Origin of the sequence: Streptomyces sp. NPDC005303, from assembly GCF_040607335.1 — a bacterium.
Taxonomy (GTDB): Bacteria; Actinomycetota; Actinomycetes; order Streptomycetales; family Streptomycetaceae; genus Streptomyces.
Genome location: NZ_JBEXGM010000010.1, coordinates 105,361 through 120,100 on the forward strand (window position 1 = coordinate 105,361; position 14,740 = coordinate 120,100).

11 protein-coding genes are annotated in these 14,740 nt (G+C 70.3%); 6 read left to right on the top strand and 5 right to left on the bottom strand.

Features of this window, described 5'->3' with window-relative positions; genetic code table 11:
* Nucleotides 1–91: 91 nt before the first annotated feature.
* Nucleotides 92–1,372, top strand: a complete 1,281-nt coding sequence (locus tag ABZT93_RS17230; protein ID WP_356105062.1) for a ribonuclease D — start codon at nt 92–94, stop codon at nt 1,370–1,372.
* Nucleotides 1,373–1,388: 16 nt separating this feature from the next.
* Here ABZT93_RS17230 and ABZT93_RS17235 read toward each other — a convergent pair whose 3' ends face one another.
* Genes ABZT93_RS17235 through ABZT93_RS17245 form a run of 3 tightly spaced genes read right to left on the bottom strand, consistent with a single transcriptional unit; the run spans nt 1,389 to nt 4,470 of the window.
* Nucleotides 1,389–2,219 (bottom strand): carbohydrate ABC transporter permease, encoded by an 831-nt coding sequence (locus tag ABZT93_RS17235; RefSeq protein ID WP_356105064.1) that lies wholly within the window; start codon nt 2,217–2,219, stop codon nt 1,389–1,391.
* Nucleotides 2,216–3,157, bottom strand: coding sequence for a sugar ABC transporter permease (locus ABZT93_RS17240; RefSeq protein ID WP_356105067.1), 942 nt, complete (start codon nt 3,155–3,157; stop codon nt 2,216–2,218). The genes ABZT93_RS17235 and ABZT93_RS17240 overlap by 4 nt, the downstream gene beginning before the upstream one ends.
* A complete protein-coding gene (locus ABZT93_RS17245; RefSeq protein ID WP_356105070.1) occupies nt 3,157–4,470 on the bottom strand; it encodes an ABC transporter substrate-binding protein in 1,314 nt (437 codons plus the stop codon). The genes ABZT93_RS17240 and ABZT93_RS17245 overlap by 1 nt, the downstream gene beginning before the upstream one ends.
* Before the next feature lie 154 nt (nt 4,471–4,624).
* On the opposite strand from ABZT93_RS17245, the gene ABZT93_RS17250 reads away from it, so the two are divergent.
* The 4 genes from ABZT93_RS17250 (at nt 4,625) to ABZT93_RS17265 (ending at nt 11,526) form a co-directional block, all read left to right on the top strand.
* Nucleotides 4,625–7,024: a glycoside hydrolase family 2 protein gene (locus ABZT93_RS17250; RefSeq protein WP_356105073.1), complete on the top strand. Its 2,400-nt coding sequence runs from the start codon at nt 4,625–4,627 to the stop codon at nt 7,022–7,024.
* On the top strand, nt 7,021–8,058 hold the full coding sequence (locus ABZT93_RS17255; protein WP_356105075.1) for a LacI family DNA-binding transcriptional regulator: 1,038 nt from the start codon (nt 7,021–7,023) through the stop codon (nt 8,056–8,058). Before ABZT93_RS17250 ends, ABZT93_RS17255 begins: the two co-directional genes overlap by 4 nt.
* Nucleotides 8,059–8,176: 118 nt before the next feature.
* Nucleotides 8,177–9,403: an acetyl-CoA C-acyltransferase gene (locus ABZT93_RS17260; protein ID WP_037720402.1), complete on the top strand. Its 1,227-nt coding sequence runs from the start codon at nt 8,177–8,179 to the stop codon at nt 9,401–9,403.
* Nucleotides 9,400–11,526 (top strand): 3-hydroxyacyl-CoA dehydrogenase NAD-binding domain-containing protein, encoded by a 2,127-nt coding sequence (locus ABZT93_RS17265; protein ID WP_356105078.1) that lies wholly within the window; start codon nt 9,400–9,402, stop codon nt 11,524–11,526. The genes ABZT93_RS17260 and ABZT93_RS17265 overlap by 4 nt, the downstream gene beginning before the upstream one ends.
* A 102-nt stretch (nt 11,527–11,628) precedes the next feature.
* Here ABZT93_RS17265 and ABZT93_RS17270 read toward each other — a convergent pair whose 3' ends face one another.
* Nucleotides 11,629–12,657 carry a hypothetical protein gene (locus ABZT93_RS17270; RefSeq protein WP_356105359.1) on the bottom strand — a complete coding sequence of 343 codons (1,029 nt, stop codon included), beginning with the start codon at nt 12,655–12,657 and terminating at the stop codon, nt 11,629–11,631.
* A 70-nt stretch (nt 12,658–12,727) separates the two neighbouring features.
* Here ABZT93_RS17270 and ABZT93_RS17275 point away from each other — a divergent pair, with 70 nt between their 5' ends.
* On the top strand, nt 12,728–13,093 hold the full coding sequence (locus ABZT93_RS17275) for an NTP pyrophosphohydrolase (RefSeq protein ID WP_037720409.1): 366 nt from the start codon (nt 12,728–12,730) through the stop codon (nt 13,091–13,093).
* A 179-nt stretch (nt 13,094–13,272) separates the two neighbouring features.
* On the opposite strand, the gene ABZT93_RS17280 is transcribed toward ABZT93_RS17275, so the two are convergent.
* Nucleotides 13,273–14,703, bottom strand: a complete 1,431-nt coding sequence (locus tag ABZT93_RS17280) for a glycosyltransferase family 39 protein (RefSeq protein ID WP_356105080.1) — start codon at nt 14,701–14,703, stop codon at nt 13,273–13,275.
* Nucleotides 14,704–14,740 lie beyond the last annotated feature (37 nt).

Sequence of the window (14,740 nt, forward strand, 5' to 3'; positions counted from 1 at the left end):
TTCTCCGAGCTGACTGGTTTACGACCCCCAGGCGCCTGCCGACGGAACGTTCCGTCGGCAGGCGCTGTCCATACACAGATACCCTTGACATGTGACCGACGCCCAAGAGACCGCAGCAGACGTTTCACTGCGAACCACCGGAGGCGCCCCTCCGGACGATGGCGGATCTTCTGTCGCGGAGGCTCCGACCCCTCTGCTGGAGCCGCGCGAGGGCATTCCGCCCGTGATCGCCGACGAGGACTCGCTCGCCGAGGTCATCGCCGCGTTCGCCGCGGGCTCCGGCCCCGTCGCCGTCGACGCCGAGCGGGCGTCCGGCTACCGCTACGGACAGCGCGCGTATCTCGTGCAGCTGCGCCGCGCGGGAGCGGGGACAGCGCTGATCGACCCCGTAGCCTGTCCCGATCTCTCGGGCCTGGGTGAGGCACTCTCCGGTGTGGAGTGGGTGCTGCACGCCGCCACGCAGGATCTTCCGTGTCTTCGCGAGATAGGCATGATCCCCTCCCGCCTCTTCGACACCGAGCTGGCCGGGCGGATCGCCGGGTTCCCCCGGGTCGGGCTCGGCGCGATGGTCGAGGGAGTGCTGGGCTTCGTACTGGAGAAGGGGCACTCGGCCGTCGACTGGTCGACCCGTCCGCTGCCCGAGCCCTGGCTGCGGTACGCCGCCCTCGACGTGGAACTGCTCGTCGATCTGCGGGACGCGCTGGAGAAGGAGCTCGACCGGCAGGGAAAGCTGGAGTGGGCGCTCCAGGAGTTCGACGCGATCGCCTCGGCTCCCCCGGCCGAGCCGCGCAAGGAGCCCTGGCGCCGGACCTCGGGGATGCACAAGGTACGGCGGCGTCGGCAGCTGGCCGTCGTGCGGGAGCTGTGGGAGGCGCGGGACCGGATCGCCCAGCGGCGCGATGTGTCGCCGGGCAAGGTGCTGTCCGACGCGGCGATCGTCGAGGCCGCGCTCTCGCTGCCGGTCAACGTGCACGCGCTGGCCGCGTTGAACGGGTTCGGGCACCGCATGGGGCGGCGGCAGCTGGAGCAGTGGCAGGCGGCCGTCGACCGGGCCAGGGCCCTCGCCGAGGCGCAGTTGCCGCAACCCGGGCAGCCCGTGACGGGACCGCCGCCGCCGCGGGCCTGGGCCGACAAGGATCCCGCCGCCGCGGCCCGGTTGACCGCGGCGCGCGCGGCCGTCTCTGCGTTGGCCGAGACGTTGAACATGCCGCAGGAGAACCTGATCACTCCGGACACCGTGCGGAGGGTGTGCTGGGAGCCGCCGGCCGCCGTCAGCGCGGAGTCGGTGGCGGCCGCCCTGGCCGGCTTCGGCGCACGGGCCTGGCAGGTCGAGCAGGTGACTCCGGTGCTGGTGGCCGCGCTGTCCGCCTAGCCGCGGCCCCGGCAGGTCATCTGGTCGCTCCTCGCATGAAGCCGTTGTAGATGAAGCGCTGCAACGACAGGAACACGATCAAGGTCGGGAGTATGACAAGGACCGCTCCCGCCGAGATCACCTCCCAGTGGGCCGCGTACGGGCCCTTGAAGCGGAACAGCGACGTCGAGATCACGCCAAGATCTTCCGAGGGCATGTAGAGGAACGGGATGTAGAAGTCGTTGTAGACGGTGATGCCCTTCACGATCACCACGGTCGCCGTCGCCGGTTTCAGCAGCGGGAAGATGATCTTGCGGTAGATCGTGAAGGCGTTGGCTCCGTCCAGGCGGGCCGATTCGTCCAGGGAGATCGGGATCGAGCGGACGAACTGCAGGAAGATGTAGATCGAGACGATGTCGGTTCCCATGTAGAGGACGATCGGCGCCCACAGGGAGTCGAACATGCCGAAGCTGTTGACGATCTGGAACGTGGCCACCTGGGTGGTGACGCCGGGGACCAGCGCGGCCGTCAGGAAGAGCGCCACCACCAGCTTCTTGAAGCGGAAGGTGAAGCGGTCGATGGCGTAGGCCGTCATCGAGCCGATAAGGACCGTGCCGCCGACCGAGACCAGCAGGATGATCGCCGTGTTGGTGAAGGCGGAGAGCATCCCGCCGTCCTGGAAGGCCGCCACGTAGTTGTGGAAGTTCAGCGGATCGTCCGGGAGGTCGAGGGCCCCGCTCGTGTTCGCCATCTCCCTCTCCGACTTGAGGGAGGTGAGCAGGACGACGACGAGCGGGAGCAGGACGACCACCGTCGCGGCGATCAGCGACAGGTGGACCAGGGCTCGGGAGATCGTACGGCGGGTCATACGAGGTCCACCTTGTCGTCGGGGACCAGGCGCCGCTGCACCCAGGTCACCAGCAGGATGATCAGCAGGAGGACGACGGCGGCCGCCGAGGCCAGGCCCGTCTTGTTGAAGCGGAAGGCCAGGTTGACCGTCTGGATCACGAATGTCTCGGTGCCGGTCGCGCCGCCGGTCATGATGTACGGGATCTCGAAGACCGAGAGCGAGCCGGAGATCGAGAGGATCACCGTCAGTGTCAGGACCGGCTTGATGCCCGGCGCGATGATGTAGCGGAACTGGTGCCAGCGGCCCGCGCCGTCCAACTCCGCGGCCTCGTACAGCTCCCCCGGGATGGACTGGATCGCGCCCAGGAAGAGCACGAAGTTCAGGCCGAGATAGCGCCAGACCGAGACGCCGGCCAGCGAGGTGTTCGCGGAGGCCGGGGTGCCGAGCCAGGCGTGGTCGGTGTGGACTCCGAACAGGCTCAGTACCGAGTCGAGGGTGCCGCCGTCCTGGAAGAAGTAGAGGAACACGAAGCCGATCGCGACCCCGTTGATCAGATACGGGAAGAAGAGCACGCCTTTGAAGAAGTTCCGGAAACGGACGTCGAAGCTCAGGACCGTCGCGAAGTAGAGCGCGAGGACGATCTGGACCGCGGAGGCGGCGAGGTAGTAGCCGCTGACCCAGAAGACCTCGAAGAGATCCGGGCGGGTGAAGACCTCCTGGTAGTTCTCGACGCCCGTGTAGTGCAGTACGGGGCTGACGCCGTCCCAGTCGGTGAAGCTGTACGCGAGCATGTTGACGATCGGCGCGTAGGTGAAGGTGATCAGCAGGGCGAGCGGGGCGATCAGGAACAGCCAGGGGGTCACGCCCCGCCACCCACGGGTCCGGCGCGAGGCGGGCGCCGGGACGGGGGCGGCCGTGGTCACCTCCACGGCCGCCTTCTGTGTCGTGTCCGTCATCAGGACCCCAGGTTCTTCTGGGCGTCCGTCCAGCGCTTGCTGAGGTCGCCGAGGAAGCCGTCGAGGCTGCCCTTGCGGGCTCCGCGAGCGAGGTCGACGAGGTTCTGGCGGTACTCGGGGGCGTAGATGCCCACCTCCGAGTCGCTGTCGATCTGCTTGACCCGGGCGCCCTTGGCGTCGTCGACCTCGATGAGCTTCACACCCTGCTCCTCGTACGGCTTGAGGACCTCGGGCATGGCGGCGTTCTTCAGCGGCGAGATCGCCAGGTTGTCCCGCCCGTACGTCGACTTGTCGGTGAACCAGTCGATCCAGGCGCGGGCGGCCTCCTTGTACTTGGAGTGGACGTTGACGGCCTGGTTGTAGTCCGGTGCGACGGTCGCGCAGAACTTGCCGTCCGTCTGGGACGGGAACGGCATGAAGCCGATGTCGTCCGGGTTCACGCCTGCCTTCTTGGCGGCGTCCTGGAACTGCACGATCGCCCAGGTGCCGAGCCACTGGGTGGCGATCTCGCCCTTGGCCGTGCGGGGCTTGGACTCCTCCCAGTTGCTGGTCGTGGGGTCCTTCTCGACCAGGCCCGCCTTCACGATGTCGTGGAGCAGGGTGTCGCCGACGCGCAGGTCGGCGTCCTTCCCCCACGGGTCGCCCTCGGCGAGCTTGGTGGTGGCCTGCGGGTCGCAGTGGACGGCGCCGTCCACGTACGTCCACGAGGTGAGCGTCCAGCCGGCCGCGAAGTTGGTGTAGTACGGGATCGCGTCGGTCTTCGCCTTGATGGCCTTGAGGTCCTGGATGAACTCGGCCGGGGTGGTGGGCCATTCGGTGACCCCGGCCTCCTTCCAGATCCGCTTGTTGTAGACGAAGCCGGGGGCCACGCCGATCGGGCTCTGTCCGTAGACCTTGCCGTCGACGGTGGTGTAGTCGGTGAAGCGGTACTTCTTGCCGCGCTCGGCCTGGGTGCCCAGCGAGGCGAAGAACCTCGGGTAGTCGGCCTTCTTGATGACCGCGGGGATCAGCAGGACGTCACCGTAGTTCTCGGTGTTCATCCGGATCTTGACCTCGGCCTCGTAGTTGGTGAGGGCCTCGAACTCGACCTTGACCTTGGGATAGGTCTTGTTGAACTCGGCGGCGTACTTCTTCATCGTGCCGTCCTGCACGAGGTCGGTGCGGACGGTGAGGACCTTGATGGTGCCGGTGACCTTCGACGGGTCGTCAGGGGCCTTGGCGTCGGCCCCCTTCGACGATCCTCCGGTGCCGGTGCACCCCGGGATCAGCAGGGCGGTTCCCACGGCCAGGGCCAGGACTGTACGGCGGTTCATGTGCATCAGCTCCGTTCACGGGACGGACGAGCACGAGCGGGTTGGCTGGTTCGGTACTCTGACAACGTTTTCTTAACCGGTAAAGTCCCTATCTCGCCAACGATGCCGAAAAGCTTTCGGACCACTGGACTTGATCGGTTTAGGGAGTGTGTACATGCTTCAGGCAACACCGCTCACCGACGGATGGATCCTGCGGTACGAGGGCGGCGCGCTGCCGGCCGTCGTGCCGGGCTGTGTGCACACCGACCTGCTGGCGGCGGGGGTGATCCCGGATCCCTTTCTCGGGCGCAACGAGAGTGAGGTCGCGTGGGTGGGGCGGCGGGAGTGGACCTACGAGACCGACCTCGCTGCCACCGACGGGCATGAGCAGACCGACCTCGTCTTCGACGGTCTGGACACCGTGGCCGAGGTCCTGCTCGACGGCCAACTCCTGGGCCGGACCAGGAACATGCACCGCTCCTACCGCTTCGACGTGACCGGGATGTCCGGGCGGCTCGCGGTGCGGTTCGTCTCCGCCTACGCCGAGGCCGAGGCGGTGCGCGGGAAGCTGGGCGAGCGGCCCGCCGCGTATGCCGAGCCCTATCAGTACCTCCGCAAGATGGCCTGCTCGTTCGGCTGGGACTGGGGGCCCACGCTGGTGACGGCCGGGATCTGGCGGCCGGTGCGGCTGGAGCGGTGGTCGACGGCCCGGATCGCCCGGGTGCGGCCGCTGGTCACCGTCGAACAGGGCCTGGGCGTCGTCGACTTGGCGGTCGAGGTGGAGCGGGCCAGGGTCGAGGCGCCGCTGACGGTGGAGGCCTCCGTGGGCGGGGTGCGGGCACGCGCCGCGATCGACGGAACCTCGGGGACCGTGCGGCTGGAGGTACCGGACGTGCGGCTGTGGTGGCCGCGTGGGTACGGTGAACAGCCGCTCTACGACGTCGAGTTGAGGCTGCTGCACGAGGGCCGCCCGCTGGACGTGTGGCGGCGCCGGGTGGGCTTCCGGACCGTCGAGCTGGACCGGTCGGCCGATGAGCACGGCACGGGGTTCACGTTCGTCCTGAACGGCGAGCGGCTCTTCGCGCGGGGCGTGAACTGGATCCCGGACGACGTGTTCCCGTCCCGGATCACCCGCGAGCGGTACCGGGAGCGGCTCGGGCAGGCGGCCGACGCCGGTGTCGACCTCGTACGGATCTGGGGCGGGGGAATCTACGAGAGCGCGGAGTTCTACGACGCCTGCGACGAGTTGGGGCTGCTGGTCTGGCAGGACTTCCCGTTCGCGTGCGCGGCCTATCCGGAGGAGCAGCCGCTCAGGGGTGAGGTGGAGGCGGAGGCCCGGGAGAACGTCGTACGACTGATGCCGCATCCCTCGCTCGTGCTGTGGAACGGCAACAACGAGAACCTGTGGGGCTTTCGGGACTGGGGCTGGGAGGCGCGGCTGGCCGGGGACTCCTGGGGCGAGGGGTACTACCTGGGCGTACTGCCGCGGGTGGTGGCCGAGTTGGATCCCACGCGTCCGTACACGGCGGGCAGTCCCTGGTCCGGATCGTGGGAGCACCACCCGAACGACCCGGCGCACGGGACGCACCACTCGTGGGAGGTGTGGAACCGTCTCGACTACGCCGGGTATCGCGACGACGTCCCGCGGTTCGTGGCCGAGTTCGGCTGGCAGGCACCGCCCGCGTACGCCACGTTCGCGCGTGCGCTGCCCGGGGAGGAACTCGCGGCGGACTCCCCCGGGGTGCTGCACCACCAGAAGGCGGACGACGGGAACGGCAAGCTGCGGCGGGGCCTGGAACGCCATTTCGCCTTTCCCGAGGGGGACTTCGACCGCTGGCACTACCTCATGCAGGTCAACCAGGCGCGGGCCGTGGCCGCCGGGATCGAGCACTGGCGGTCGCACTGGCCGGTGTGCGCGGGGACGGTGGTGTGGCAGCTCAACGACTGCTGGCCGGTGACGAGTTGGGCGGCGGTGGACGGGGACGGGCGGGAGAAGCCGCTGTACCACGAGCTGCGGCGACTGTACGCGGATCGGTTGCTGACGGTTCGGGAGCGGGGGCCGGGGCTGGTATTGGCGGCCGTCAACCAGGCGGGTGATCCGTGGGCCGGGGTGCTGCGGCTGCGGCGGATGTCGGTGGACGGCCACGTGATCGACGAGGCCGAGGTGGACTTCCGCGCGGACCGGAGGGCGGTCGCGGAGGTCGCGGTGCCTGCGGAGGTGGTGCCGGTGGGGGCGAAGGAGTTCCTGGTGGCGGACGTGGATCCGTCCTCGGCCACGGGCCCGACACCGGACGCCACGCGCGCCCTGTACTTCCCCTCGCCCGACCGTGAAATCCCCTACCCTCGGCCCGAGTTCGACGTCTCCGTGGCACCAGGGGCCGTGATCGTGACGGCCCGCACCCTCGTGCGGGATCTGCTGCTCCAGGCCGACCGGCTGGACCCGGAAGCGCGAGCGGACCGCGGGCTGGTGACGTTGCTGCCCGGTGAGGAGGTGACCATCCACGTCAGTGGCTGGGAGACTCCTGACGCGGACGCCGCCCGGTCCGCCCTGTACTGCCTGGAGCCCAGCCGATGACAGCCCAGCCGGCCTCGCGCGTCACCATCAAGGACGTCGCCGCGCGCGCCGGCGTGTCCAAAGGGGCCGTGTCGCTCGCCTTCAACCACAAGCCGGGGCTGTCGGAGGCGACCCGGGACCGGATCTTCCAGGCCGCCCGGGAGCTGGGCTGGGCGCCGAACCTCACGGCACGGACGCTGGCCGGGTCGCGGGTGGACGTCGTAGGGCTGGCGATCTGCCGGCCGGCGCGGCTGCTGGGGCTCGAACCCTTCTACATGGAGTTCGTGTCGGGCGTGGAGAGCGTGCTGATCGAGCGGAGCTGCTCGCTGCTGCTGCGGCTCGTGCGGAACGTGGAGGAGGAGGTCGGCCTCCAGGAGTCGTGGTGGCGGGGACGGCAGGTGGGGGGCTCGATCCTGGTCGACTTCCGGGCCGACGATCCCCGCGTCGCGGCGGCCGAACGGCTGGGGATGCCGGTGGTGGCCGTAGGGCATCCGTCGTTCACCGGCGGCCTCCCCTCCGTGTGGACCGACGACGCCACCGCCGTGACGGAGGCCGTGCGGTATCTGGCGGCGCTGGGACATCGTCGGATCGCCCGGGTGGGGGGCGCGGCGGCGCTGGGGCACACGGCGATGCGGACGGCCGCGTTCGACGACGCGGCGCGGGGGCTCGGCCTCGCGGGGGCCTGGCAGGTGACCACCGACTACTCGGGAGAGGCCGGTGGGCGGGCCACCCGGTCCCTACTGACCGCCCCGCCGTGCGACCGGCCGACCGCGATCGTCTACGACAACGACATCATGGCGGTGGCCGGGCTGTCGGTCGCGGCCGAGATGGGGCTGCACGTCCCGCGCGATGTCTCACTGCTCGCCTGGGACGACTCGCAGCTGTGCCGGCTCACCCACCCCACGCTCTCCGCGATGAGCCATGACGTGCACGGATTCGGCGCGGAAGCGGCCCGTACGCTGTTCGGAGTAATCACCGGGGAGGGGCCGGGATCGCACCCCGTGCCCACTCCGGTGCTGACACCGAGGGGCTCCACGGCGCCTCCCGCGATGTGACCTTCGCCGCTCCCGCCTCCAGGGGTGTGCAGTCACGTTACTGATAAGTAGCATGGGTCCTGAGCGCGCGCTCAGCGCATCGCAGCAGTGCAGATCCCGCATCTGGAGGAGAGCCATCGTGCCTCGTACCGTCAGGGACGTCGTCTTCGTCGACGGCGTCCGCACCCCGTTCGGCAAGGCGGGCCCGAAGGGCATCTACCACGAGACCCGTGCCGACGACCTCGTCGTGAAGGCGATCCGGGAGCTGCTGCGCCGCAACCCGGGTCTCGACCCCAAGAAGATCGACGAGGTCGCCATCGCCGCGACCACGCAGATCGGTGACCAGGGGCTCACCATCGGCCGTACCGCCGGGATCCTCGCCGGTCTCCCCCAGTCCGTGCCCGGTTACTCCATCGACCGTATGTGTGCCGGTGCGCTGACCGCCGTCACCACGGTGGCCGGTTCCGTGGCCTTCGGGGCGTACGACATCGCCATCGCCGGTGGTGTCGAGCACATGGGCCGCCACCCCATGGGCGAGGGCGTGGACCCGAACCCGCGGTTCGTGAGCGAGAAGCTCGTCGACGAGTCCGCCCTGTTCATGGGCATGACCGCCGAGAACCTGCACGACCGGTACCCGACGATCACCAAGCAGCGCGCCGACGAGTACGCCGTGCGCTCCCAGGAGAAGGCCGCCAAGGCGTACGCCAACGGCAAGATCCAGGCCGACCTGGTCCCGATCTCGGTGCGCCGCACCAACCCGGAGGCCGGTGAGACGGGCTGGGGCCTGGTCACCGCCGACGAGCCGATGCGCCCGGGCACCACCCTGGAGAACCTCTCCGGGCTGAAGACCCCGTTCCGTGTGCACGGCCGGGTGACCGCCGGTAACGCGGCCGGTCTGAACGACGGCGCCACCGCCTCCCTCATCGCTTCCGAGGACTTCGCCCGCGAGAACGACCTGCCGGTGAAGATGCGCCTGGTCTCGTACTCCTTCGCGGGTGTCGAGCCGGAGGTCATGGGCTACGGCCCGATCCCGGCCACCGAGAAAGCGCTCGCGCAGGCCGGTCTGTCGATCTCCGACATCGGTCTCTTCGAGATCAACGAGGCCTTCGCGGTCCAGGTCCTCGCCTTCCTGGAGCACTACGGCATCGCGGACGACGACGCGCGCGTCAACCAGTACGGCGGCGCCATCGCGTACGGCCACCCGCTGGCCTCCTCCGGTGTCCGGCTGATGACGCAGCTGGCCCGTCAGTTCGAGGAGCAGCCCGAGGTCCGCTACGGCCTGACCACCATGTGCGTCGGCTTCGGCATGGGCGCGACGGTCATCTGGGAGAACCCGAACCACAAGGACGCCGGAGGCAGCAAGTGAGCACCACTGAGCTCTTGAAGGGTGCGGCCGAGCTGTTCCCGGACGAGGTCGTCACCCAGGCGCACGTACGCCACCTGGACCTGCCGTTCAACGCGGGGCGCTTCGCGCTCATCACGCTGGACAACGGCTTCGACCACACCAAGCCGACCACCTTCGGCCCGGCCTCGCTGGCGAACCTGAACACCGCCATCGACCAGGTCGAGAAGGAGGCCTCGGCGGGCGAGATCGTCGGCGTCGGCATCACCGGCAAGCCGTTCATCTTCGCCGTCGGCGCCGACCTCAAGGGCGTCGAGCTCCTCAAGGAGCACAAGGACGCGCTCGCCATCGGCAAGGGCGGCCACGAGGTCTTCAAGCGCCTCGCGGGCATCGCGGTGCCGACCTTCGCGTACTACAACGGTGCCGCGATGGGCGGTGGCGTCGAGGTCGGTCTGCACTGCACCTACCGCACGGTGTCCGCGGCGCTGCCCGCCTTCTCGCTCCCCGAGGTCTTCCTCGGTCTGGTCCCCGGCTGGGGCGGCTGCACGCTGCTGCCGAACCTGATCGGCGCCGAGAAGGCCGTCTCGGTCATCATCGAGAACAGCCTCAACCAGAACAAGCAGCTCAAGGGCGCCCAGGTCTACGAACTGGGCATCGCCGACGCGCTGTTCGAGGGCGCGGACTTCCTGGAGCAGTCCCTGCTGTGGACGGCTTCCGTCCTCAAGGGCGAGATCGTCATCGAGCGCCCGGCGATCGACCGCGGTGAGGCCTGGGACCAGGCCGTCGCCAAGGGCCGTTTCGTCGCGGACTCCAAGGTGCACGGGGCCGCTCCGGCCGCCTACCGCGCCCTGGACATCATCGAGGCCGCGAAGAACGGCGACCTCCAGCAGGGCTACGACGCCGAGGACCAGGCCCTCGCCGACCTGATCATGGGTGGCGAACTGCGCTCCGGCATCTACGCGTTCAACCTGGTGCAGAAGCGCGGCAAGCGCCCCGCCGGTGCCCCGGACAAGAACCTGGCCCGCCCGGTCACCAAGGTCGGTGTCGTCGGCGCCGGTCTGATGGCCTCCCAGCTCGCGCTGCTCTTCCTGCGCCGCCTGGAGGTGCCGGTCGTGCTGACCGACATCGACCAGGAGCGCGTCGACAAGGGTGTGGGCTACGTCCACGCCGAGATCGAGAAGCTGCTCGGCAAGGGCCGTATCAACCAGGACAAGGCCAACCGCCTCAAGGCGCTGGTCACCGGTGTGCTGGACAAGGCCGAGGGCTTCTCCGACGCGGACTTCATCATCGAGGCCGTGTTCGAGGAGATCGGCGTCAAGCAGCAGGTGTTCGCGGAGGTCGAGGCGGTCGCCCCGGCGCACGCGATCCTCGCCACCAACACCTCCTCCCTCTCCGTCTCCGAGATGGCGTCGAAGCTGAAGAACCCCGAGCGGGTCGTCGGCTTCCACTTCTTCAACCCGGTCGCGATCCTCCCGCTCCTGGAGATCGTCCGCGGCGAGCAGACCGACGACGCGTCGCTGGCCACCGCCTTCGCCGTCGCCAAGAAGCTGAAGAAGACCGCGGTGCTGGTCAAGGACGCCCCGGCGTTCGTCGTGAACCGCATCCTCACCCGCTTCATGGGCGAGATCCAGAACGTCATCGACGAGGGCACCCCGGTGGCCGTGGCGGAGAAGGCGGTGGAGCCCCTGGGCCTGCCGATGTCCCCGCTCGTCCTCCTGGAGCTGGTCGGTCCCGCGATCGGTCTGCACGTCTCGGAGACCCTCAACCGGGCCTTCCCTGACCGCTTCACGGTCTCCCCGAACCTCGCGGCCGTCGTCAAGGCGGGCAAGCGCGGCTTCTACGTCTACGACAGCGGCAAGCCCGAGCTCGACCCCGGGGTCGCCGCGCTGCTCAAGCAGGGCGATGTCGTCCTGTCCGAGGAGCAGGTCCGCGAGCGCGTCCTGGACGCCGTCGCCCAGGAGATCGGGCTCATGCTCGACGAGGGTGTCGTCGCCGAGGCGCAGGACATCGACCTCTGCCTGATCACGGGCGCCGGCTGGCCCTTCCACCTGGGCGGCATCACGCCGTACCTGGACCGCGAGGGTGTCTCCGAGCGCGTGAACGGCAAGAAGTTCCTCGCTCCGGGCGTGGCGTCGGTTCCGGCGTAGCACCCAGGCAGGTGAAGAGGGCCTCCGCTGTGGCGGGGGCCCTCTGTCGTTCACGTGGACCGGACTGGGGCGGGTGGGGACCGGACAGGGGCGGGTGGGCGCTCAGACCTCCCGCCAGGCCGCCAGCGCCAGTCCCGGCTCGTCCTTCTGCCGGGCGATCCTGAGCTCCCCGTCAGGGGTCACCGTCGCGGCGACGATACGGCCGTCCGCGTCCTCGGCGAGGGCCACGGCCGTGCCCGCCGGCAACTGCGGCCCGGACTCCGTCCACCACAGGCCCGCCGACTCCTGCTCGGTCGGACAGGCGGCGAAGGCGACCCGGCCGGACGCCGAACGCTGGGCGAGCAGCGTGCAGTCGTGACCCTCCAGGGTGGCGCGCAGCAGGGCCGCCGGGCCGGGTCCGGCGGCCGCGAGCAGCGGGGTGGGCTCGGTGTCCGGACGCCAGGCGTAGAGCATGCCCTCGGGGTCCGCGAAGAACAGGGTGGTGTATTCCTTGGAGGTGGGCAGCGCGTTGAGCGTGCCCGGCTCGACGCGCACCGCCAGCGGGTCGGCGGGGACGGGAGGCGCGCCCGCCTCCCCCTGGACCCAGCGCAGGATGCCCTCCGGGTCGGTGCCGTACAGCTCGATCCGGCCCGACTCCCCCGTCATGGCGGTGAGTTGCTCGTGCACGTCGGTCCCGCCGAGGTCCGCCCAGGCGTTCCAGCCGCCGCGTTCCTTCTGGATGAGGGCGCGCACGCTGTTGCCGCGGTCGCGGACGAAGACATGGGCACGGCCCTCCGCGTCGACGGCCACGGCGGGGACGCCGGTGCGCGCGCCGGCTCTGTCGGGGTGGCCGACCGGGTTCCAGTCGAGGGCGGCGAGGTGGACCCGGAAGTGCGTGGAGTGGACCAGGCCCGCCTCCTGGCCCTTGGTGGGCCGCCAGGAGGCGAGGTGGGCGTAGCCGTCGGGGCCGTGTCCCACGGCGAGCCCGGAGTGCAGGCGCTGGTCGCCGCCGACCTTGCGCCAGGGCAGCCAGGTGTCGCCGCCCGGGTGGCGCTCCGCCCTGCACCACACGGCGTCGTCGCGGGTGGCGTAGACGCCGAGTCGGCCGTCGCGGGCGCGGATGAGCCAGTCGCCGTTCACTGTACGGACCATTGACACGGGCCCACTCTAATCGGGCGTCCGACGCCGTCCTCGGGCGGGCCGGGCGTGGGACGCTGGGGGCATGAGTGACGTGCTGCTGGTCGTCGTGGATGCCGCGAACGTCGTCGGGTCGGTGCCGGACGGGTGGTGGCGGGACCGGCGCGGGGCGGCGGAGCGGTTGCGGGACCGGCTGGCGGCGGATGGCGTGCCGGGGCGGGACGGTGCGGTGGAGATCGTGCTGGTGGTGGAGGGAGCGGCTCGGGGGGTGTCCTCGGTGCCGGGGGTGCGGGTGGAGTCCGCTCCCGGGAGCGGGGACGACCACATGGTGGAGCTGGTGGCCGGGGCTGGTGAGCGGCCGGTGCTTGTGGTGACGGCGGATCGTGAACTTCGGCGCAGGGTCGGGGAGTTGGGGGCGGAGGTGGCGGGGCCGCGGACGGTTCGTCCCTGAGCGCCTTCCGATGTGCCGCGTGGTGTCGTCTGGCGGATGCGGGCTCGTCGTGGCTGGTCGCGCAGTTCCCCGCGCCCCCAAAAAGGTGAGTACAGCTGGGCAGACGGGGCCGCACCCACCCAGGGGCGCGGGGAACTGCGCACCAGCCCCCACCGGCCCGCACCCGACGACGTACCCCCCTACCTCCGCCGCACGTACAGCACAGCCCCATCCACCGTCCCCGCCTCCTCGTACCCCGCCGAAAGCAAACGCCGTAGCCCTGCCACCCGTTCCGGCGCGTACGGCTTGCCCCGGGAGTCGTCCACCACCAGGACCGCCGAGACCGCTTCCCGCCGGAAGACCTCCCACGTGCCCTTCACGGCGTACCTCTCCCCCACCCGCCCGCCGTCCCGGCCCCCGCTGTAGTTCGTGAGGAGACCCGCCGTCAGATAGCGAGTCGCCGGCGCGCGGTCCGCCAGCCAGTACGTCTCCGGGTGTATCCCCCAGACCAGGACCGCATCGCCCTGCGCCGTGCGGGACGACACCGCCTGCGCGACCCGGCGGGCGTGGTCGAGGTCCGGACGCGGGGCCAGCACACCCCACGTCAGGAACAGCACGCACGCGCAGGCCGACGTGAGCTGCGCCGTGACCGTGCGGTCGTACGGCAACGCGCGGAGCGCCGCCGTGGCCAGGAGCGCGACCGGTGGGAGGAGTTGGAGGTAGTAGTGGCCGAAGAAGTGGAAGCCGAGCACCACCGCTCCCCCCGACGCGACGAGCCACAGCCACAGGTCGGCCGTCGGCGCGCGCCACGCCCGTACGACAGGCGGGATCAGGCCCGCGCAAGCCACGGCCACAAGCCCGGTGTTGGCCAATCCCCTTGCCAGGACATGGAGTTCGGAGCCGGTCGGTGTCGCGTACGCGCCCGAACCCGTCACCGTCCAGAACACGAAGCCCGCCAAGTCCGTGGCCAGCGCCGCGCACAGCACCGGCACCACCGCCCCCGCGACCAACCGCCCAAGGCAACCACGCCGCGCGCCCGAGGCGACGTACAGCCAGAACACGGGCAGCAGCACCGCCCCGCCCGTCTGCTTGGTGAGGAACGCGCACGCGACCGCAGTTCCCGCCGCGCCCCACCGCCGCCGGTCCGCGCACCACATCGCCGCGGCCGTGCAGGGCAGCAGGAACACCTCGAAGGTCGCGGCCTGCGCGTCCTCGGGGTTCAGTCCGACGGAGATCAGCAGATACAGCACACCGGCGGTACGGCCGGACGGGTCGCCCCAGCGGCGGCGGGCCAGGGAGGCCAGCAGGGCCGCGGTGAGGAGTTGGGCCAGGACGGCGAGCACCCGCACCCCGGCCAGCGTGCCGGAGCCCGTCACCGCGAACGCGGCCTCATAGAGCCACGGTACGAGGGGCGGCTTGCGGTCGACGACCGTCTCGTAGAGCTGTCCGCCGTGCGCCAGCAGCCGTGCCTGTACGGCGAGATAGCCCTCGTCCGGGTTCCAGAGGGGGCGCGTGAAGGACGGGATCCTCGTCGCGCAGGCCAGGGCCGCGAGCGGGGGCAGCAGTCGGCTCCAGTACGCCGGACGGGAAACGGGTACGGAGGGTGACGGGAGCAGGAGCTCTGCGGGCATGAGCGGCACGCTATCCGGCCCCGTATCCCCTGGGTGA

Bases quoted from the DNA above. Each gene is read 5' to 3' on its own strand.
- ABZT93_RS17235 (WP_356105064.1), bottom strand. From the start codon at position 2,219: ATGACCCGCCGTACGATCTCCCGAGCCCTGGTCCACCTGTCGCTGATC.
- ABZT93_RS17240 (WP_356105067.1), bottom strand. From the start codon at position 3,157: ATGACGGACACGACACAGAAGGCGGCCGTGGAGGTGACCACGGCCGCC.
- ABZT93_RS17245 (WP_356105070.1), bottom strand. From the start codon at position 4,470: ATGAACCGCCGTACAGTCCTGGCCCTGGCCGTGGGAACCGCCCTGCTG.
- ABZT93_RS17250 (WP_356105073.1), top strand. From the start codon at position 4,625: ATGCTTCAGGCAACACCGCTCACCGACGGATGGATCCTGCGGTACGAG.
- ABZT93_RS17255 (WP_356105075.1), top strand. From the start codon at position 7,021: ATGACAGCCCAGCCGGCCTCGCGCGTCACCATCAAGGACGTCGCCGCG.
- ABZT93_RS17270 (WP_356105359.1), bottom strand. From the start codon at position 12,657: ATGGTCCGTACAGTGAACGGCGACTGGCTCATCCGCGCCCGCGACGGC.
- ABZT93_RS17275 (WP_037720409.1), top strand. From the start codon at position 12,728: ATGAGTGACGTGCTGCTGGTCGTCGTGGATGCCGCGAACGTCGTCGGG.
- ABZT93_RS17280 (WP_356105080.1), bottom strand. From the start codon at position 14,703: ATGCCCGCAGAGCTCCTGCTCCCGTCACCCTCCGTACCCGTTTCCCGT.